Genomic DNA, 18613 nt, shown 5'->3' with positions numbered 1-18613 from the left:
AGGCCGTTTGTCAGGCGAAGCAGGTGTGCGCTGGCATCACAATTGCTTTGTCCTTCGCATTGAGTGGATTAACCGCCCATGCACCGGCCAGGTCCGGCAAGGTGAGGGCGACAATGCGATAAAAGCGGCAAGAGGTTGCCATGGCCCAGATGGTTCTTCCCCAAACCCCCGCGCCCGGGACGCAACAAGATCCCGGCCCGTCAAAATCCGGAGCCAGCCGAGATCCGGCTGACAGGAAAAGCGATTTCGACTCTGTCTCCCAGGCTGAGCAAAAGCGGCTCGATCGCCAGAGGGCGGATCGGAACGCTGAGGCCAGATCTGCCGATGAATCCCGGGCGACCCAGGACACTTCTTCAGAGACGAAAACGGAAGCAAACGCGAACGCTGATCCAAAGGGTGGCGAAAAAGCCGACGCTGCCACGGATGCTGAATCACGGGACGCGGACTGGGCCGCTGTAGCAGGTGATGGCAAATCAGAGCCGACGGCGCTTCCCCTTACCTTTGTCGAGTTGCAGTCCTGGCTGAATCCAAAAGCCGGAGGTGCCGGTGAGTCCGCCATGTCAGCTACAATGCCGGGAGTCGGCGTCAATGCAGCCAACGGTGTTTCGGGCCAAGCGAATTCCGTTGCCGGATTGTTCAGTGGCCTTCTCACAGGGGCCTCGGGTCAGAAAGCTCAGTCCGGATCCGGCGGTGTTTCCGGCGATGCGACACTGACAGATGTCATGAAGGCCTCAGTGCTCACCGACTCCGGCCGCAATGCGGATTCCGGCTCGTTGATCAATTCTGGCCGCTTCCAGTCCGCCATGGATCTGGTGTCCCAGCAAGCGGCCAATAATGCCAATGGGGCAGCAAAACTGACGGCCGAGAACGCTGCGCCATTACGAGGTTATGCTACGTCCATTGATGTGCCGGTAGGCCATGCAGAGTGGGGCGACAAACTGGTGGGCAAGCTCAGCTGGCTGACTGCCCGTAACATGTCGGTTGCCGAAATCCACCTGACACCACCGGACATGGGCCCCATGGAGGTCAAGGTCCGGGTGCAGAACGAGCAGGCGAGTATTACGGTCCATTCGGCCAATCCCGTGGTCCGTGACCAGCTTGAACTGCATTCCCACCGGCTCAGGGATATGCTGGGTGAGCAGGGAATGTCGTTGGCAGGCTTCGATGTTTCCGATTCGCCTCGCCAGCAGACCGGCGAGCAGGGCACCGGAAACGATAATGGCTCCGGTGGCGGTTCGGCATCGCTGGTCGCTGGCGATCAGGACGATGAAGGCATCAGCTCCGGCAGCCTTGATCTCAGCTGGAAAGGCGAAGTAGACATCTTCGCCTGATACCCTTCGATATTCTCTTCCAATCTCCTTTGCCCATCCTTCCCGGCAACGCTAAACTGCTGTTCTGAACGGGAAGGTTGGGTGTTCTGGCCCGCCCTTTGCATCCAATCCTGAAAAGTCGCGGAAAATTGCTCCCCGTGACGGATTTCTGGCAAAGCGAACATTATGGCTGAAAATAACGAATCTGAAGCGGCTCCTGCCAAGAAGGGAAAACTGAAACTGATCATCATGCTGGTTGTGGTGGTGATCCTGGCCATTGTGCTGTCTGTGGTGGGTACCCTGTGGTTCCTGGGCGGCGGTCTTCCGGGCATGGGGGAGGAAGAGGGTGACGCAACCGAGGTTGCAGAGGAAACCTTTATTCCCAGCAGCTACTACCAGATGGAAAAAGCCATCGTTACCACGGTTCAGGCTGAGGGTCGCCAACGCTACGCCCAGGCTTATCTGGCGCTGGAGTCCACCGATCCACAGGCGCTTGAAGCTGCCAAGCTGCACATGCCTCTCATTCGAAGCCAGCTGGTGACAGTCCTTGGTAGCAGTAACTTCAACGAGCTGCAGACGCCCGAGGGCCGCAGTGGCCTGGCCGAGCGGATGCTGACCACGGTGAATCAGGTTCTGGAGCAGGAAGGCGAGCCCGCCATCAAACGGGTGTTATTCAGAAATTTTGTCGTGCAATAGCGCACGGGCCAAGGTACTTCACGGGCAGGACTACGTATGCAGGACTTGTTGTCACAGGATGAAATCGATGCCCTCCTCCACGGGGTGGATGACGGTGACATTGATACCTATGAAGAGACTGACGATACCGGCATAAAGAACTACGACCTTGCCAGTCAGGACCGCATCGTTCGGGGCCGGATGCCGACCCTGGAGATGATCAACGAGCGCTTTGCCCGTTACACCCGGATCAGCCTGTTCAACCTGATGCGTCGCAACGCCGATGTCTCCACCGGAGGCGTCCAGATCATGAAATTCGGCGAGTATATCCACACCCTGTACGTGCCCACCAGCCTGAACCTGTGCAAAGTCCGCCCGTTGCGCGGCACTTCGCTGTTCGTGCTGGATGCCAAGCTGGTCTTCAAACTGGTGGACAACTTCTTCGGTGGGGAGGGGCGGCACGCCAAGATCGAGGGTCGCGAGTTCACCCCGACCGAGACCCGCATCGTGCAGATGGTTCTGGATCAGGTGTTCCACGATATGAAGGAAGCCTGGCACGCGGTCCTCAAGGTGGATTTCGAGTACCTGAGCTCAGAAGTGAACCCGGCCATGGCCAACATCGTCAGCCCCAGTGAGGTGGTCGTGGTCAGCACCTTCCACATTGAACTCGACGGCGGCGGCGGTGAGCTGCATTTTGCCTTGCCCTATTCCATGATCGAGCCCATCCGCGACGTGCTCGATGCCGGGGTTCAGAGTGATATTGACGATGTTGATGAGCGCTGGGTGAACGCGCTCCAGGAAGACATCAAAGAGGTCAACGTTCCGATCAACACGACGGTCTGTCGCCGTCGGATCTCGTTGCGGGACATCGCCAAGATGAAAGCCGGTGACATTATCCCGGTGGAGGTGCCCGAGCATTTGACGGTCACCGCCAACGACATCCCCGTTTACAAGGCAACTCTGGGGACCCGTGACGGGAAACTGGCACTGCGGATTCATGAGCGGGCATCAAGGCCCAAGGTAAAGAAACAATTGAAGGTGGGACGCAATGGCTGACGACGACAAGAAAGACGAGCAGGAGCTCAGCGAAGACGAAAAGCTGGCTGCCGAGTGGGAAGCCGCCATGGAAGAGTCCGGGGATGAGGGCGAACGCGAGGACGAGTGGGCCGCTGCGATGGCTGAGGCCGGCGAGGCCGAGGATGATGTTCAGGCTGCCCCCATGGAGGAGTTTGAAACCGGAAGCGAACCCACGAAAGGGGGAGGCCCGGCTCCGGATATCGACGTTATTCTCGATATTCCGGTCACCATTTCCATGGAAGTGGGCAACACTGAGATTCCGATAAGGAACCTGCTGCAGCTCAACCAGGGCTCGGTTATCGAGCTTGACCGGCTGGCGGGCGAGCCGCTGGACGTGCTGGTAAACGGTACCCTGATCGCCCATGGCGAGGTGGTCATGGTGAATGAAAAGTTCGGCATCCGTCTCACCGATGTGATCAGCCCGGGCGAACGTATCAAGCGGTTGCAGAAGTAACATGTGGTCCAGAGTGACTGCGGCACTGGCGCTGCTTGTGATCAATCCGGTTGTTGCCCAGGAAACGGCAAAGACTGCTGCGCCTGATTCGCCGGTGCGAGCCCCGGATACCCTCGGAACCATTCTCAGCCTGGGGCTGGGTCTGGTGGCCGTGGTTGCCGTGATCTATGGCTGCGCCTGGATCATCCGCCGGATGAACGGCATGACCGGCATGAACAACAACGCCATCAAGGTGGTGTCGGTGATGGCCATTGGTGCTCGCGAGCGTATCGCGCTGATTGAGGTGGGCGGCCAGCAGATCCTGTTGGGTATTACCCCATCGGCGATCCGGACCCTGCATGTGTTTGACGAGCCGGTTGTCGAGGCTGGCAGCGCCGGCTCCAGTGATTTTGCCCGGCGTCTGCAGGGCATGATCGGCAAATCCTGGACTTCCCCGACAAGGAACGACTAGCCCCATGCTTGCGGCAACCATCAAGCGACTGCTTCCATCCCTGATTGTCTTGGCGGGCTTTGTCTGGGCGCCACTGGCGCTGGCTCAGGAGCCTTCCGGCATCCCTGGTATACCGGCTTTCACAGTGACGCCCGGAGAAGGCGAGGGCGCCCAGGAATACTCGGTAACCCTGCAGATCCTGGCGCTGATGACAGCGCTGACGTTCCTGCCGGCCATGCTCATGATGATGACGTCTTTTACCCGCATCATCGTTGTGTTTGCGATCCTGCGCCAGGCAATTGGCCTGCAATCCACACCGTCGAACCAGATTCTTCTCGGCCTGGCCCTGTTTCTCAGCATCTTCATCATGAAACCGGTGCTGGAAGAGGCCAACCGGGTGGCGCTGCAACCCTACATGCAGGAGGAAGTAACCTCCCTGGAGGCGGTCGAGCTGGCAAGCCAACCGTTCCGGAAATTCATGCTGGAACAGACCCGTGAGAGCGATCTGGCCCTGTTCATGCGGATCTCCGACACACAGTACGATACACCGCAGGACGTGTCCTTCTGGATACTGATGCCGGCATTCGTAACCAGTGAGCTCAAAACCGCGTTCCAGATCGGGTTTATCCTGTTCATCCCGTTCCTGATTATCGATATGGTGGTGGCCAGTGTTCTCATGGCCATGGGTATGCTGATGCTGTCGCCGATCATCATTTCCCTGCCGTTCAAGATCATGCTCTTTGTTCTGGTGGATGGCTGGGCCCTGATCATGGGCACACTCGCCGCCAGTTACGGAATATAGGAGGCATCATGACTCCGGAAACCGTTATCGACATTCTGCGCGAAGCCCTGTGGATGATCGTGCTTCTTGCCTCGATCATCATCGGCCCGGGGCTGGTGATTGGTCTTGTGGTCAGTACCTTCCAGGCTGCCACCCAGATTAACGAACAGACCCTGAGCTTCCTGCCGCGCCTGCTGGTTACGTTGATTGTCATCATCGTCTGGGGCCCCTGGATGCTCACGCAGTTGCTGGATCATGCCAACCGGTTGTTCGGCAACATACCCTACCTGATTGGCTGACGGATGATACCGGCGGAGATCAGCGCGGATGTGATCGGCCAATGGGTCGGCCAGCACCTCTGGCCGCTGTTCCGCCTGGCCAGCTTCCTGATGGTGATCCCCATTTTCGGTGCCCAGCTGGTGCCGGCCCGGATCCGTCTCGGGCTGGCCTTGCTGATGACCATACTCATCGCGCCCATGATACCGCCCGTTCCTCAGGTGGAAGCCCTGAGCGCCGATGCCGTGGTCATTACCCTGCAGCAGATACTCATCGGCGTCGGCATGGGCTTTGCGCTGACCGCACTCTGGCAGTTGTTCGTGATTGCCGGCCAGATGATCGCCATGCAGATGGGGCTGGGCTTTGCCTCAATGGTCGATCCGGCCAACGGTGTGAACGTGCCCGTACTGTCCCAGATTTACACCATCACCATCACCCTGTTGTTCCTGGCCATGAACGGCCACCTGGTTGCCTTTGAAGTGTTTATAGAAAGCTTCCGGACCCTACCTATTGGGATGGAAGGCCTAGGCCAGACCGGAGTCTGGGAACTGGCCCACCGGATCAGCTGGATGTTCGCCTCCGCCATGCTCCTGGCGTTGCCGGCGGTTACCGCCGTGCTGATCGTCAACATCTCCTTTGGTGTCATGACGCGCGCCGCTCCCCAGATGAACATCTTCGCGTTGGGTTTCCCGATTGGCCTGATTTTTGGATTGTTTGCCATATGGGTGCTGCACGCCAATTTTCTGCCGCACTTCGATCAGTACGCCCGGGAAACCTTTGATTTCATGCGGGGATTGCAGGGGCAGCCGTAGAGATTTATGGCCGAAGAAGACGACAACAGTCAGGAAAAAACGGAAGAGGCCACCCCCCGAAGGCTCGAAAAGGCCAAGGAGGAGGGCCAGACTGCGCGCTCAAAAGAGCTGGCCACCATGGCCGTCCTCCTGGCAGGCGCCGGCGGCATGCTGATGTTCGGCGCCAGCCTGGGAGCCTCGTTGGAGGCGATCATGCGAGATAGCTTCGTTATCGAACGCTCCGCCATCTTCGACATGCGCCACATGAGCGTGCAGCTCATTGAATCCTCCAAGGAAGCGGCCTGGGCTCTCTCTCCCATTCTGGTATTACTGCTGATCGCCGCTATCTTCGGCTCCATCGGCATCGGCGGCCTGCTGATCAGCGGCAAAGCCGTGGCCCCGAAACTCAATCGCATGGACCCCATCAAGGGCCTCGGGCGCATGTTCTCAATGCGCTCCCTTATCGAGCTGGTAAAGGCCATTGCCAAGGTCGGTCTGGTAATGGCCTTGGCCATTCTGATCCTCGATCTGCGCACGGAAGACTTGTTGGCCATTGCCGAGGAGCCGGTGGTGCCGGCCATGGAACATGTACTCTGGACCATCGCCTGGAGCTTTTTCCTGCTTTCCTGCGCCACCATCATCATCGCGGCGATCGACGTACCCTTCCAGATCTACGATCACCAGAAAAAACTGCGCATGACCAAGCAGGAGGTGAAAGACGAATACAAGGACACCGAGGGCAAACCCGAGGTCAAAGGCAAGATCCGCCAACTCCAGCGTGAAATGGCCCAGCGCCGCATGATGCAGGACGTGCCTACGGCAGATGTGGTGATCACTAACCCGACCCATTACGCCGTTGCCCTGAAATACGATCAGAAGGCGATGGCCGCGCCGATAGTGGTGGCCAAGGGCGCCGATGAGGTGGCCTTCAAAATCATGGAAATTGCCCGTGAGAACAAAGTCGAGATCCTGAGAACGCCGCCGCTGACTCGGGCGGTGTACCACAACACCGACATCGGCGAGGAGATTCCCGATGGCCTGTACATGGCCATTGCCCAGGTGCTCGCCTATGTGTTCCAGCTCCGACAGTTCCGCAAGGGGCGCGGGCCCAAGCCCGGTATGCCGGAGTTCCCGATTCCTTCGGATTTGCGGCGGGACGTTTAGTTTGGAGTTGGGTTTCTTTTGGTAGCCTGCGGGTTTGGGAGTTAGCGCGGTTGTGGCTGGCCTTTTCAGGACACGCTACGAGCACATCCATGTGCGCTTGACTGTGGCCATCCATGGCCACAGTCAGTCCTGAAAAGGCCACCCACAACCGCTTATCAAACCCCTTCGATATCGCTGAAAAATACCCATCCAACTCAGGAGCTTTTGGCGGATTCCCGTCGGGTTTGCGAGGTTTGTGGGGCTGCCTCCCAAAAATGTCGGCGGCCAAGGATGGCCGACGCCAAGCGCACATGGATGTGCTCGTAGCGGTTTTTGGGAGGCAGCCCCACGAACCTCTTCCCGCTAAATCATCAGGCTGGGGCAGGAGTGGAAGGCGAGATCAGCAACCAGCCTCGATAACCCGAACCATCGGCTCCCCGCGGCTTTCCGGAATCGGCAGTATCCCATACGAGGCCCGCGGGTCATGGACCGTGGTCGAGGTAAAGCCGCAGGACAGGAAGTGCTTGCGGGCCTGCTCGTCGGTCTGGAAGTGGAACGGTACCTCGCTACGGGTAACGGCCCCGAGGACGCCACCGAGCACTTTGAGGGTAGTGTTCAGCACCGGCTGGCGGGGTTGGTAGTAGCTTTCGGAGAGGTAAACCGAGCCCGGGCGTTTGGCCATGGCGGCGGCCAGTCGGCCGGTGGCCATCAGGCGGAGGGCCTTGCGGGCGGCCATGTCGGGCAGATCGGCTTCGACCATGTGGAGCAGAGGGTGTTTCTGCCGTAACCGAATGCCGCGGGGGGGCATGCCGGAGCTGTCAGTCGGCTTTCTGCTCATAGACGGCTTTACCCCATGCCTCGCGGCTGCCGGGCAGTATCAGGTTCAGGATGATGGCAGCCACCGCACAGAGCGCGATGCCTTCGAGGTGCCCGAGCACCATGCCGCCAATACCGAACACCAGGGTAACGCCTACGATAACCAGGTTGCGAGACTGCGACAGATCTACCTGGTGGCGGATCAGTGTGTTCAGGCCAACGACGGCAATGGAACCGAACAGCAGGCAGAGGATGCCGCCCATGACGGGCACCGGGATGGTTTGCAGTGCTGCGCCGAATTTGCCAACGAAAGCCAGAACAATGGCGATGCAGGCAGCCCACCACATGACCTTGGGGTTGAAATTCTTGGTGAGCATAACGGCGCCGGTGACTTCCGAGTAGGTGGTGTTGGGCGGTCCTCCAAGCATGGAGGCGGCGCTGGTGGCCAGGCCGTCACCCAGCAGGGTGCGGTGCAGGCCCGGCTTTTCCAGGTAGTTCTTTCGGGTCACGTTGCCGATGGCCAGCACGTCACCGATGTGTTCAATGGCCGGGGCAATGGCGACGGGGATCATGAACAGCACGGCGCCCCAGCTGAATTCCGGCGCAACAAAGTTGGGAACGGCGAACCAGGCGGCGTCCCGGATTGGCGTGGTATCCACGATACCGGCAAACGCGGAGAGGATGTAGCCGGTGATAACGCCGAACATGATCGGAATCAGCCGGAAAATGCCTTTCGACCAGACCGACATGATGATGGTTACGGCCAGCGAGATCATGGCGATCCAGATCGCCGTGTCGTAGGGAATCAGCTGGTTGGCGCCATCACCGGTGCGGCCGGAGGCCATGTGAACGGCAACCGGCGCCAGGCCGAGACCGATAGTCATGATCACCGGGCCGATAACCACTGGCGGCAGCAGGCGGCGGACAAAGCCGGTGCCCCGCAGCCGCACCAGTCCACTGAGGAAAATATAGAGAATACCCGCTGCCATCAGGCCGCCGAGTGTCTCTTCCATGCCGAACTTGCCTTTGGAGGCAATCACGGGGGCAATAAAGGCGAAGGACGACGCGAGGAAAATCGGGATCTGACCGCCGGTCACCACGTGAAAGATCAGGGTGCCCAGGCCGGCGGTGAACAGGGCCACGTTGGGATCCAGCCCGGTAATCAGTGGCATCAGAACCAGCGCGCCGAACGCCACCAGCAGCATCTGGGAGCCAGCAATGGCCTGTTTCCAGACCGGGTCGTTGGTATGGTCCTGCATTCTTAAACGTCCTTTTGCTTGGTGCCGAAGATTTTGTCGCCGGCATCGCCGAGACCCGGAAGGATGTAGCCTTTGTCGTTGAGGCGCTCATCAACGGAGGCGGTGTAGATAGACACGTCCGGATGTTTTTCCAGAACCTTTTCAACACCTTCGGGCGCGGCAACCAGCACCAGGGCCCGGATCTCGGTGCTGCCGGCCTTCTTGAGCAGGTCAATGGTGGAGATCATTGAGCCGCCGGTGGCGAGCATCGGATCGACAATCATGGCCATACGCTGGTCCAGTTCGCCCACCAGCTTTTCAAGGTAGGTGCTGGCCTCGAGGGTTTCCTCGTTGCGGATCTGGCCGACAACACTGACCCGGGCCACCGGAATCAGGCTGAGGACACCGTCAAGCATGCCAAGGCCGGCCCGCAGGATCGGCACGATGGTGACCTTCTTGCCGTGAATCTGTTCCACGTTAACCGGCCCTGCCCAGCCTTCGATGGTCTTTTCCTGCAGATTGAAGTCTTTGGTGGCCTCGTAGGTCAGGAGTGCACCGACTTCCTGTGCCAGCTCCCGGAAATTCTTGGTGCTGATATCCGCACGGCGCATGATGCCGAGCTTGTGGCGGATCAGAGGGTGTTTTACCTCGTGGATTGGCATGGGGTCACCTGTGTGTCTGGTTGGAATTTTGGCGTCGCGATCAAATGGCGCAAGGATACCGCATCTGGCAAGGGGAGTCAGGCCGCAAATGGCCGGTTCCGTGAAATCCACTAAGGGCTGGTACGGATCTTGCGATAACCCTTCCAAACGACGCTCCGGTGTCAGATTTTCGACCTTCAAAACGCCTGCAGGCACGGCCAATCGGAGAAGTATCCGGCATGGACAGAGCTTTAGTCCTCAATAACGTCAAAACCCTGACGCGGGGCAACCTGGGCATACCAATCATGCTGATGGGCTTGCTGGGCATGATGATTCTGCCCATGCCGGCGTTCCTCCTGGACGTGTTCTTTACTTTCAACATCACCCTGTCCATTGTCATTCTGCTGGTGTGTGTCTACGCCCTGCGGCCGATGGAGTTTGCGTCCTTCCCGACAGTCCTGCTGGTAGCCACACTTCTGCGTCTCGCCCTGAACGTGGCGTCTACCCGGATTGTTCTGCTGAACGGCCACGAAGGCGGCGATGCCGCCGGTAAAGTGATCGAATCCTTCGGCGCCGTTCTGATCGGCGGCAATTACGCCGTGGGTCTGGTGGTGTTTGCGATCCTGATGATCATCAACTTCCTGGTCGTGACCAAGGGTGCCGGCCGGGTCTCCGAGGTGAGCGCCCGTTTCACGCTGGATGCTATGCCCGGCAAGCAGATGGCGATTGATGCGGACCTGAACGCCGGCCTGATCAATCAGGATGAGGCCAAGCATCGTCGTGCCGAAATCGCCCAGGAAGCGGATTTCTACGGCTCCATGGACGGTGCGTCCAAGTTTGTGAAGGGCGACGCCATTGCCGGCCTGCTGATTCTTGCCATCAACATCATTGGCGGTATTGCCATTGGTATGCTGCAGCACGGTCTGGATTTCGGGCTGGCCATGGAGCGATATGCGCTACTGACCATTGGTGACGGCCTGGTGGCACAGATTCCCTCGCTGCTGCTGTCCACGTCTGCTGCAATCATGGTAACGCGGGTTACCTCCAGCCAGGATATGGGCGGCCAGATCCTCCAGCAAATGTTCAGCGCGCCCAAGGCGCTGTCCATTGCCGCCGCTATCCTGATCATTCTCGGTCTGATTCCCGGCATGCCCCACGTGGCCTTCCTGGGTCTGGGTGCACTGGCCGCCGGCGCTGCCTGGTATATCTGGAAGCACCAGCGACAGACCGTCGAAGAAGATGGCGCATTCCCGACTAGGGGCGCGGGCGGGGCGGCTCCACGGCCGGCGGGTCGTGATCTGCCTCCAGGCGGTGACGCTGGCGGCGATCAGGGGCGTCAATTACCGGCCCCCGGAGAGACCAAGGAGCTGGGCTGGGACGATGTGTCCACTGTCGATATTGTCGGTCTGGAAGTGGGTTACCGGTTGATCCCGCTGGTGGACAAGTCACAGGGTGGCCAGTTGCTCAGTCGTATCAAGGGCGTTCGTAAAAAGCTGTCCCAGGATCTCGGCTTCCTGATGCCCTCGGTCCACATTCGAGACAACCTCGATCTTATGCCCAACGTCTACCGCATCACCCTGATGGGCGTGACGATTGCCGAAGCGGAAATCCATCCGGACCGCGAACTGGCCATCGACCCCGGTCAGGTATTCGGAAAGATAGAAGGCATTGAAGGCAAGGATCCGGCGTTCGGTCTGGACGCCAGCTGGATTGAGCCAGACAAGAAAGAGCAGGCCCAGACGCTCGGCTATACCGTGGTCGATGCCAGTACGGTGGTCGCGACCCACCTTAACCAGGTACTGCAGAAACACGCCCACGAGCTGCTGGGCCATGAGGAAGTCCAGAAATGGCTGGATCAGCTTGAAAAGATTTCTCCGAAGCTGGCCGAGGAACTGGTACCCACCACCGTATCCATCAGTCTGCTGCTGAAAGTGCTGCAGAACCTCCTGAAGGAAGAAGTGCCGATCCGAGACATGCGGTCCATTGCCGAGGCCATCGTGAACGTGCATCCGAAGAGTCAGGATCCGAAGCTGTTGACCACCGTTGCGCGGCAGTCCCTGCGCCGGATGATTGTCCAGAGTATCTGCGGCAACGAATCAGAGATACCGGTGATCACCCTGGATCCGGATCTGGAACAGTTATTGCTAAAGTCTGTTCAGCAGAGTCAACAATCCGGCGGACAGGAAGATATTGGCCTGGTTCTGGAGCCGAATATGGTTGAAAAACTCCAGCGCTCGCTTCAGGAGAGCGTCCAGCGTCAGGAGATGCTCGGCAAGCCAGCCATTCTGCTGGTGTCCGGGCCCCTGAGGCCGGTGCTGGCGAAGTTCGCCAGCTACGGGGTAGAGCGGCTCCATGTGCTCTCGTACCAGGAAATTCCGGATAACAAACAGATTACGATCGTGGCGTCCGTTGGCCAGTAACGGCGCGGATGACAGAGCGGACAGCGCCGGCACGGCGTTGCCGGTGGAGGAAGAGGCATCATGAAAGTAAAACGGTTTTTTGCTCAGACCATGGCCGAGGCGCTCAAGCAGGTCAGTGAACAGATGGGGCCGGACGCCGTGATCCTTTCCAATCGTCGGGTCGACGGCGGTGTCGAAATTGTGACGGCGCTGGATTATGACGAGAATATGGCGCGCCAGCGACTGGGCAACCAGGCAGAAGAAGCCACCAACGGGTCCCGCTTGGCCGAGATGCAGGCCGACCAGCACAGGCGTCTTGAGGACGAGCTGAGCCGGTCCCGGGACCGCATCCGTGAAGTACGGGAAAAGCGGGCATCGCAGGGCGCGAGCTACGCCGGTTCGTTCGCTGCCATTCAGGAAGAGGTGAGCGGTGGTTTTGGTGATATTGAACTTCTGCCACAGGCGCCGAGGGAAGCCTATTCTGATGAGCTGGCGCAGATGCGGGCCGAGATCAGCTCGCTCAAAGACATGATGCAGGGCCATCGGCCGCAACAGGAGCCGGAGGTTTCTGCGACCACCGCCGTGCAGCAGAGGCTTGCCGAGCGCTTGCAGGAGTTCGGCCTCGGCAGTGATCTGGCGGGGTCAATTTCCCGTCGTCACAAGGCGGGGCGCCTGGAAGACGGTTGGAAGCAGTCCCTGAAAATGCTGTGTACCGGGGTTCGGACCTCCCGCATGGAGTGGCTGGATGAGGGTGGCGCCTACGCGTTGGTGGGTCCGACAGGGTCCGGGAAAACCACCACCATTGGCAAGCTGGCCGCGCGCTACGTGCTCAAACACGGTTCCGACTCGGTGGCACTGGTGACCACGGATCGCTATCGGGTGGCGGCGCACGAGCAGTTATTCGTGTTCGGTCGGATCCTGAATGTGCCGGTTCGGGTCGTGGATGAGAGCCACAGTCTGGACGATATTCTGGACGAGCTGTCAGACCGTCATCTGGTGCTGATTGATACCGCCGGACTGACCAGTGCGGACAAAGGCTATCAGGAACAGCTGGCCGAACTGGCTCGCAGCCATCACAATATCAAAACCCATCTGGTGGTCTCGGCAACCAGTCAGCCTCGCATCATGAAATCCGTGTGGCATTGCTATAAGATGGCAAATCTTGCGGGCTGTGTGATGACCAAAATCGACGAGGCCCTGACGCTGGGCGAGTCTCTCGGGTTTGTGATGGAAACCGGTCTGCCGGTAGCCTATTACACAGACGGCCAGAAGATTCCTGAAGACCTGCACCACGCAGAAGCCGTTCCGCTGGTGCGGTTGGCCGTGGATCGGCTGAAAACACTCCAGCAACAGCAAGCGGTCGCAGAGGGCCTGAAAGAGCACGCCTGAGACCGGACAGATTGACAGCAGGCGTCGGAGACAAAGCCGGCGAAACGTGGCGAGAGACCAAAAACAGTATGAGCAGAGCACATCCGGTACAGGTGATTGCAGTTTCCGGCGGAAAGGGTGGTGTCGGCAAGAGTAACGTGTCGGTGAACCTCGGAATTGCCCTGGCGCAGAAAGGCCTGAGAGTGGTGCTGCTCGACGCCGATCTGGGGCTGGCCAATATCGACGTCTTGCTGGGCATCACTGCCAATCGCAACCTCCAGGATGTTCTGGCCGGCGATTGTGATCTGAAGGACGTTCTGGTGAATGGACCCGGTGGCATCAAGATTGTCCCCGCCTCTTCCGGTACCCAACGAATGACCCAGCTCAGCCCCATGGAACATGCCGGGCTGATTAATGCGTTCAGCGAACTGGGTGATCAGATCGATGTCCTGATCGTTGATACCGCCGCCGGGATTTCCGAGTCAGTGGTCAGTTTTCTGAGAGCGTCTCAGGAGCTGCTGCTGGTTGTCTGCGACGAGCCGACCTCGATCACCGATGCCTATGCCCTGATCAAGCTGATGAACCGTGATTATGGAACCAACCGCTTCCGTATTCTTGCCAATCAGGTTCGGAATGAGCAGGAAGGCCGGCATCTGTTTGAAAAACTGACCCGGGTCACCGAGCGCTTCCTCGATGTGGCACTACAATACGTAGGAATAGTTCCCTACGATGAGGCCGTGAAGAAAGCGGTTCAGCGGCAGCGTGCGGTGCTGGACGCCTATCCCAGGGCGAAAGCTTCACTGGCCATCAAGGCGCTGGCGGACAAGGTAGATAGCTGGCCGTTGCCGTCCTCGCCCCGTGGGCATCTGGAATTTTTTGTGGAGCGGCTCGTCGAAGTCTGAATCGGATCCAGTCAAACAAAAAACCGGATACATGACATTGGCGAAAAACCTCGGAATCTATAACCAGTCAAGTGCGCAGAAGCCGGCTCAGCTCATTGAGCAGCACGCGCCGCTGGTCAAGAAAATTGCCCTTCACCTGATGGCTCGCCTGCCGGCGTCCGTCCAGCTTGAAGACCTGATGCAGGCCGGCATGATCGGTCTGCTCGAGGCCGCCCAGCGTTACAGTTCTACCAAAGGTGCTACCTTCGAGACTTACGCCGGTATCCGTATTCGCGGCGCCATGGTGGACGAAATCCGCAAGGGTGACTGGGTCCCCCGTTCCGTGCATCGCAACGCCCGTCGCATTTCCCAGGCCATCAAGGCCGTTGAAGATAGACTTGGCCGCGAAGCCCACGACCAGGAAGTGGCCGAAGAGCTGGGTATGGGGCTGCCCGAATACCACTCCTACCTTTCCGGTTCCAACAGCGGTCGACTTTTTAGCCTCGACGAGCTCAATGAATCCGGAGAGCTGCCGATAGAACAGACAGAGACGCAGGATAATCCCCTTGAGGGGTTGTCCTCCGATGCCTTCCGGCGGAGCCTCGCTGAGGCGATTGAAGACCTGCCGGAGCGGGAAAAGCTGGTGTTGAGCCTTTACTACCAGGAAGAACTGAACCTCAAGGAGATTGGCGCGGTGCTCGGCGTCAGTGAGAGCAGGGTAAGCCAGATTCACAGCCAGGCAGCCCTGCGCCTTCGGGGACGGCTCTCGGATTGGCGTCAGGAATCGGACAACTGACCGCGTTCAGTCTGTGTCGCCAACGAGGTAGTCTGTAGTTTTTGGTAACCGATGCTTTACAACCGAAGCAAAGGTCCGACAATAAGCGGTTAAAACAGCGGCCTGCTAGACTTTGAACGCAAAGGTCAAACGAATTCCGGGTGTTACTAACTGGAGGTCCCATTGGACAAAAACATGAAAATCCTCATTGTGGACGACTTCTCCACAATGCGACGGATCATCAAGAACCTGCTGCGTGATCTTGGCTTCACCAACACCGATGAAGCTGACGACGGCAACACGGCACTGCCAATGCTCAAAAGCGGCAAATACGATTTTCTGGTGACCGACTGGAACATGCCTGGCATGTCAGGCTTCGACCTGCTCAAGGCCGTTCGGGCGGACGAGAATCTGAAAACCCTGCCGGTATTGATGGTAACTGCTGAGGCCAAGCGCGACCAGATCGTTGCCGCTGCCCAGGCAGGCGTAAACGGGTATGTGGTCAAGCCGTTCACCGCTGCCGTGCTCAAGGAAAAGATTGAGAAAATCTTTGAAAGAATCCAGTAACCAGAGGTCGGATGGCTCTCATGAGCGATAGCAAAAAGAACCATCGGGGCCTTGAACCGGAGGTGACGGAAAAGCTCCAGCGGCAGGCAGCGGAACTGGCCGAGAGTGTTGATGCGGGTGATTATGCCAAAGCCATGACCCTGATCAATGAACTCAGCGAAGTCAGGGATCAGGGTCTGTACCGTGAGGTAGGGCGGCTGACGCGGAGCCTGCACGAAGCAATCCGGAACTTCCAGATTGATCCCCGTAACGCCGAGCAACAGGAAGCACTGTCAAAGATGACAGATGCCTCTGATCGTCTCGAATACGTTGTGCAGATGACCGGTGAAGCAGCCAACCGGACCATGGACCTGGTTGAGGAAACCATGCCGGTGGCCAATGCCCTCAGAGACGAGGCCGCCGCGTTGCGTGATGAGTGGCAGCGCCTGCGTCGCCGGGAAATGCAGCCGGCTGAGTTTCGCGAGCTGTACGGCCGGATTGATCGCTTTTTTGTCAGCATGGCAACCGATGCCGACACCATGTACAGCAACCTGTCGGAAATCCTGCTGGCTCAGGATTATCAGGATCTGACAGGTCAGGTCATCCAGAAGGTCACCGCCCTTGTGAAAGAGGTTGAGGAGCAGATGCTCAGCCTGGTGGTGATGGCCAGTCATGTGGACCAGCTCACGGGCACGGTGCACCAGATTGAAGAAAAAGAAGAGTCTGCAGAGAAGGGCGTCGGGCCCCAGATCAAGGCCGATGAGCGTGAAGATGTAGTTTCGGGGCAGGACGACGTAGACGACCTGTTGTCCAGTCTCGGTTTCTGAATAATGAGGGTAACGCATGGCGTTTGATGCTGATGAAGAGATTTTGCAGGACTTCCTCGTAGAAGCCGGCGAGATCCTCGAAAAGCTGTCAGAGCAGTTGGTAGATCTTGAGCGACATCCTGACGACAGTGATCTGCTCAACGCCATCTTCCGTGGTTTCCATACCGTGAAAGGCGGAGCCGGCTTCCTTCAGCTTGAAGCGCTGGTGAACTGCTGCCATTCCGCGGAAAACGTTTTCGACATCTTGCGTAATCACAAGCGCAAGGTGGATTCCGAACTGATGGACGTGGTTCTAGAAGCACTCGACTACGTCAATGCCATGTTTGAGCAGGTCCGCAATCATGAGGAGCTGACACCGGCTCCGGACGAACTTATTGCCCGTCTGGATGCCCTGGCCCAGCCTGAGGGCGAGGGGGCACCGGCCGCTGCCGCTCAACCTGAGCAGGAAGAGAGCGAACCGGCAGAAGACGGTGGCGACATCACCGACGACGAGTTCGAACAGCTTCTGGACGCACTGCAGGACGAGAAATCAGCGGAGGTTTCCTCGGCTTCGAGCGCCGGATCGGCCGGCGGTGACCAGGAAAGTTCTGGAGACGACGAAATAACCGACGACGAATTCGAAGCGCTACTGGACCAACTGCACGGAAAAGGTCAGTTTGCCGGTGCGCCAGCTGGCGAGGAAGAGGCTTCTGGTAAAGAAGAAAAGCCGGCTGCCAAGGCCGGATCTGCTGGCGGCGACGACCTGATCACCGACGACGAATTCGAGAAACTGCTGGACGATCTTCACGGCAAGGGCGGAAGCCCGACCGCGGGCGGAGAGCCTTCAGCCTCGAAAGAGCCTGCAGCTCCAAAACAGCCCTCAGCGCCGAAACAGCCTGCATCTTCAAAAGAGCCGGCTTCACCGAAAGCAAACACGTCAAAGCCCGAAAAATCGAAGCCGGCCGAGAAGCCGGAGGCCAAAGGCGCTGCCGCACCGGCGATGCCTGCTCGCGAGAATGCCCCGGCCGCGGAAACGACGGTTCGTGTCGACACCAAGCGGCTCGATGACATCATGAATATGGTGGGTGAGCTGGTGCTGGTGCGTAACCGCTTGCAGCGTCTGGGTGCTGAAAGTGAAGACGAACACATGCACAAGGCGGTATCCAACCTGGATGTGGTTACGACTGATCTCCAGTCCGCCGTCATGCAGACCCGCATGCAGCCGATCAAAAAGGTGTTCGGCAGGTTCCCCCGCGTTGTGCGCGATCTCGCCAGAAACCTCAAGAAAGAGGTGAACCTGGTGATGCATGGCGAGGAAACCGATCTGGACAAGAACCTGGTTGAAGCGCTGTCTGATCCGCTGGTTCACCTGGTGCGGAATTCGGTGGACCACGGGATCGAGGCTCCGGAAGTCCGCGAGAAGGCCGGGAAGCCACGCCAGGGCACGGTTACCCTCTCTGCCGAGCAGGAGGGAGACCATATTCTGCTGTTTATCGAGGATGACGGCGCGGGCATGGATCCGGAAGTCCTGCGCCGCAAAGCAGTCGAAAAGGGTATCTACGACCAGGACGCCGCGGACCGGCTGACCAATTCGGAGTGTTACAACCTTATTTTTGCCGCCGGATTCTCCACCAAGGAGCAGATTTCGGATGTGTCCGGACGTGGCGTCGGCATGGATGTGGTGAAAACCAAGATTGGCCAGCTCAATGGCCAGTTGAGCATCGAATCCGAGCTGGGCAAGGGCTCTCGCATTGTCATCAAGGTTCCGCTGACGCTCGCCATCATGCCCACCCTGATGATCATGCTGGGCGATCAATCCTTTGCGTTGCCGCTGGTCAACGTGGTCGAGATTTTCCATCTGGACCTGACCAAGACCAACATCGTCGATGGGCGCGAGTGCATTGTGGTTCGGGATAAAGTCTTCCCGCTATTCCATATCAAGCGCTGGCTGGTTCGTGGCGGTGCTGGCCAGGAGGTGCCCGATAACGCCCATGTTGTCATTGTGGCCATGGGTACCAAGCAGGTCGGGTTCGTGGTCGACCAGCTGGTTGGTCAGGAAGAAGTGGTTATCAAGCCCCTTGGGCGAGCGCTCCAGGGTACGCCAGGCATGGCCGGTGCCACTATTACCGGCGATGGCCGGATTGCACTCATTATTGATGTGCCAAGCCTGTTGCAACATTACGGTTGAGCCGGGCCTTCCGGCGCT

General features: G+C 58.7%; 19 protein-coding genes. 16 read left to right on the top strand and 3 right to left on the bottom strand.

The window, feature by feature from the left end; genetic code table 11:
• Window positions 1-140: 140 nt before the first annotated feature.
• The 9 genes from AC5JQH_RS02630 to flhB all read left to right on the top strand — a co-directional run bounded on the left by AC5JQH_RS02630 (window position 141) and on the right by flhB (window position 6958).
• A complete protein-coding gene (locus tag AC5JQH_RS02630) occupies window positions 141-1331 on the top strand; it encodes a flagellar hook-length control protein FliK (protein WP_482902464.1) in 1191 nt (396 codons plus the stop codon).
• Window positions 1332-1496: 165 nt separating this feature from the next.
• Window positions 1497-2006 (top strand): flagellar basal body-associated FliL family protein, encoded by a 510-nt coding sequence (locus AC5JQH_RS02625; RefSeq protein WP_008173070.1) that lies wholly within the window; start codon window positions 1497-1499, stop codon window positions 2004-2006.
• 36 nt (window positions 2007-2042) lie between these two features.
• Window positions 2043-3041: a flagellar motor switch protein FliM gene (fliM, locus tag AC5JQH_RS02620; RefSeq protein ID WP_493805246.1), complete on the top strand. Its 999-nt coding sequence runs from the start codon at window positions 2043-2045 to the stop codon at window positions 3039-3041.
• Window positions 3034-3516 carry a flagellar motor switch protein FliN gene (fliN, locus tag AC5JQH_RS02615; RefSeq protein ID WP_053112483.1) on the top strand — a complete coding sequence of 161 codons (483 nt, stop codon included), beginning with the start codon at window positions 3034-3036 and terminating at the stop codon, window positions 3514-3516. Before fliM ends, fliN begins: the two co-directional genes overlap by 8 nt.
• Before the next feature lies 1 nt (window position 3517).
• Window positions 3518-3967 carry a flagellar biosynthetic protein FliO gene (gene fliO / locus AC5JQH_RS02610; RefSeq protein ID WP_273018029.1) on the top strand — a complete coding sequence of 150 codons (450 nt, stop codon included), beginning with the start codon at window positions 3518-3520 and terminating at the stop codon, window positions 3965-3967.
• Between the two features lie 4 nt (window positions 3968-3971).
• Window positions 3972-4748, top strand: a complete 777-nt coding sequence (fliP, locus tag AC5JQH_RS02605) for a flagellar type III secretion system pore protein FliP (protein WP_008173074.1) — start codon at window positions 3972-3974, stop codon at window positions 4746-4748.
• Window positions 4749-4756: 8 nt separating this feature from the next.
• On the top strand, window positions 4757-5026 hold the full coding sequence (fliQ, locus tag AC5JQH_RS02600; RefSeq protein ID WP_008173075.1) for a flagellar biosynthesis protein FliQ: 270 nt from the start codon (window positions 4757-4759) through the stop codon (window positions 5024-5026).
• Between the two features lie 3 nt (window positions 5027-5029).
• Window positions 5030-5815, top strand: coding sequence for a flagellar biosynthetic protein FliR (gene fliR, locus AC5JQH_RS02595; protein WP_008173076.1), 786 nt, complete (start codon window positions 5030-5032; stop codon window positions 5813-5815).
• Between the two features lie 6 nt (window positions 5816-5821).
• Window positions 5822-6958 (top strand): flagellar biosynthesis protein FlhB, encoded by a 1137-nt coding sequence (gene flhB / locus AC5JQH_RS02590; RefSeq protein ID WP_062782263.1) that lies wholly within the window; start codon window positions 5822-5824, stop codon window positions 6956-6958.
• Window positions 6959-7337: 379 nt separating this feature from the next.
• On the opposite strand, the gene AC5JQH_RS02585 is transcribed toward flhB, so the two are convergent.
• Genes AC5JQH_RS02585 through upp form a run of 3 tightly spaced genes read right to left on the bottom strand, consistent with a single transcriptional unit; the run spans window position 7338 to window position 9653 of the window.
• Entirely contained in the window at window positions 7338-7775 is a 438-nt protein-coding gene (locus tag AC5JQH_RS02585; protein ID WP_053112472.1) for a hypothetical protein, read from the bottom strand.
• Window positions 7756-9012: a uracil-xanthine permease family protein gene (locus AC5JQH_RS02580; protein ID WP_088556889.1), complete on the bottom strand. Its 1257-nt coding sequence runs from the start codon at window positions 9010-9012 to the stop codon at window positions 7756-7758. The genes AC5JQH_RS02585 and AC5JQH_RS02580 overlap by 20 nt, the downstream gene beginning before the upstream one ends.
• A 2-nt stretch (window positions 9013-9014) precedes the next feature.
• Window positions 9015-9653, bottom strand: a complete 639-nt coding sequence (gene upp, locus AC5JQH_RS02575) for a uracil phosphoribosyltransferase (RefSeq protein ID WP_008173081.1) — start codon at window positions 9651-9653, stop codon at window positions 9015-9017.
• Window positions 9654-9871: 218 nt separating this feature from the next.
• On the opposite strand from upp, the gene flhA reads away from it, so the two are divergent.
• The 7 genes from flhA (at window position 9872) to AC5JQH_RS02540 (ending at window position 18595) form a co-directional block, all read left to right on the top strand.
• Window positions 9872-12052 (top strand): flagellar biosynthesis protein FlhA, encoded by a 2181-nt coding sequence (gene flhA / locus AC5JQH_RS02570; RefSeq protein WP_288366781.1) that lies wholly within the window; start codon window positions 9872-9874, stop codon window positions 12050-12052.
• Window positions 12053-12112: 60 nt separating this feature from the next.
• The gene (flhF, locus tag AC5JQH_RS02565; protein WP_459421377.1) at window positions 12113-13420 is read left to right on the top strand and encodes a flagellar biosynthesis GTPase FlhF; all 1308 of its coding nucleotides are present in this window, start codon (window positions 12113-12115) and stop codon (window positions 13418-13420) included.
• A gap of 68 nt (window positions 13421-13488) precedes the next feature.
• Window positions 13489-14301, top strand: a complete 813-nt coding sequence (locus AC5JQH_RS02560) for a MinD/ParA family protein (RefSeq protein WP_482902463.1) — start codon at window positions 13489-13491, stop codon at window positions 14299-14301.
• Between the two features lie 31 nt (window positions 14302-14332).
• Window positions 14333-15076, top strand: coding sequence for an RNA polymerase sigma factor FliA (locus AC5JQH_RS02555; protein ID WP_008173085.1), 744 nt, complete (start codon window positions 14333-14335; stop codon window positions 15074-15076).
• A gap of 162 nt (window positions 15077-15238) precedes the next feature.
• Window positions 15239-15622 carry a chemotaxis response regulator CheY gene (cheY, locus tag AC5JQH_RS02550; protein WP_008173086.1) on the top strand — a complete coding sequence of 128 codons (384 nt, stop codon included), beginning with the start codon at window positions 15239-15241 and terminating at the stop codon, window positions 15620-15622.
• 20 nt (window positions 15623-15642) lie between these two features.
• Window positions 15643-16428: a protein phosphatase CheZ gene (locus AC5JQH_RS02545; RefSeq protein WP_008173087.1), complete on the top strand. Its 786-nt coding sequence runs from the start codon at window positions 15643-15645 to the stop codon at window positions 16426-16428.
• A gap of 16 nt (window positions 16429-16444) precedes the next feature.
• A complete protein-coding gene (locus tag AC5JQH_RS02540) occupies window positions 16445-18595 on the top strand; it encodes a chemotaxis protein CheA (RefSeq protein WP_008173088.1) in 2151 nt (716 codons plus the stop codon).
• Window positions 18596-18613 lie beyond the last annotated feature (18 nt).

The organism is Marinobacter sp. H13 (genome assembly GCF_059072335.1).
The sequence above is the reverse complement of the archived record's forward strand: the minus strand, read 5'-3'. Positions and strand labels throughout refer to the sequence as shown.

Excerpts from the sequence above, each read along its gene's own strand:
- AC5JQH_RS02630 (WP_482902464.1), top strand. The coding sequence starts at position 141 with ATGGCCCAGATGGTTCTTCCCCAAACCCCCGCGCCCGGGACGCAACAA.
- AC5JQH_RS02625 (WP_008173070.1), top strand. The coding sequence starts at position 1,497 with ATGGCTGAAAATAACGAATCTGAAGCGGCTCCTGCCAAGAAGGGAAAA.
- fliM (WP_493805246.1), top strand. The coding sequence starts at position 2,043 with ATGCAGGACTTGTTGTCACAGGATGAAATCGATGCCCTCCTCCACGGG.
- fliN (WP_053112483.1), top strand. The coding sequence starts at position 3,034 with ATGGCTGACGACGACAAGAAAGACGAGCAGGAGCTCAGCGAAGACGAA.
- fliO (WP_273018029.1), top strand. The coding sequence starts at position 3,518 with ATGTGGTCCAGAGTGACTGCGGCACTGGCGCTGCTTGTGATCAATCCG.
- fliP (WP_008173074.1), top strand. The coding sequence starts at position 3,972 with ATGCTTGCGGCAACCATCAAGCGACTGCTTCCATCCCTGATTGTCTTG.
- fliQ (WP_008173075.1), top strand. The coding sequence starts at position 4,757 with ATGACTCCGGAAACCGTTATCGACATTCTGCGCGAAGCCCTGTGGATG.
- fliR (WP_008173076.1), top strand. The coding sequence starts at position 5,030 with ATGATACCGGCGGAGATCAGCGCGGATGTGATCGGCCAATGGGTCGGC.
- flhB (WP_062782263.1), top strand. The coding sequence starts at position 5,822 with ATGGCCGAAGAAGACGACAACAGTCAGGAAAAAACGGAAGAGGCCACC.
- AC5JQH_RS02585 (WP_053112472.1), bottom strand. The coding sequence starts at position 7,775 with ATGAGCAGAAAGCCGACTGACAGCTCCGGCATGCCCCCCCGCGGCATT.
- AC5JQH_RS02580 (WP_088556889.1), bottom strand. The coding sequence starts at position 9,012 with ATGCAGGACCATACCAACGACCCGGTCTGGAAACAGGCCATTGCTGGC.
- upp (WP_008173081.1), bottom strand. The coding sequence starts at position 9,653 with ATGCCAATCCACGAGGTAAAACACCCTCTGATCCGCCACAAGCTCGGC.
- flhA (WP_288366781.1), top strand. The coding sequence starts at position 9,872 with ATGGACAGAGCTTTAGTCCTCAATAACGTCAAAACCCTGACGCGGGGC.
- flhF (WP_459421377.1), top strand. The coding sequence starts at position 12,113 with ATGAAAGTAAAACGGTTTTTTGCTCAGACCATGGCCGAGGCGCTCAAG.
- AC5JQH_RS02560 (WP_482902463.1), top strand. The coding sequence starts at position 13,489 with ATGAGCAGAGCACATCCGGTACAGGTGATTGCAGTTTCCGGCGGAAAG.
- AC5JQH_RS02555 (WP_008173085.1), top strand. The coding sequence starts at position 14,333 with ATGACATTGGCGAAAAACCTCGGAATCTATAACCAGTCAAGTGCGCAG.
- AC5JQH_RS02545 (WP_008173087.1), top strand. The coding sequence starts at position 15,643 with ATGAGCGATAGCAAAAAGAACCATCGGGGCCTTGAACCGGAGGTGACG.
- AC5JQH_RS02540 (WP_008173088.1), top strand. The coding sequence starts at position 16,445 with ATGGCGTTTGATGCTGATGAAGAGATTTTGCAGGACTTCCTCGTAGAA.